The 267-nt window shown below is 52.8% G+C and carries 1 pseudogene; it reads right to left on the bottom strand.

Annotated elements, in window-relative coordinates:
* Window positions 1–267: pseudogene (locus ACTHSQ_RS11295) on the bottom strand (deoxyribodipyrimidine photo-lyase); the annotation flags it as partial.

Below are 267 nucleotides of genomic sequence, written 5' to 3' on the forward strand. Positions count from 1 at the left end.
GTACCTTTCCTGGCGGGAAAATCCTTCATAATCGGATAAAACCCGATATTTTCTTCAAACTGCCGCCATTGTTTGCCCGCTTCATCTTCTCCGCCGCGCTGCGCAGAAACCATATCCTGCTGCCCGTTCCACGCAGGAAATGACGGCATTTCAACAGAGGTCGTCTGAAAAATTTCAGCGCGTCTGCCTCCCACATCCTGCCCGCCGAACCGCTGCCGAAACAAAGCCAGCCACGCTTCTTTATAATGCGGGAAGTCGGTATAAGGC

The sequence above is a fragment of the Neisseria sp. P0009.S008 genome, from assembly GCF_051958615.1.
Classification (GTDB): Bacteria; Pseudomonadota; Gammaproteobacteria; order Burkholderiales; family Neisseriaceae; genus Neisseria; species Neisseria subflava.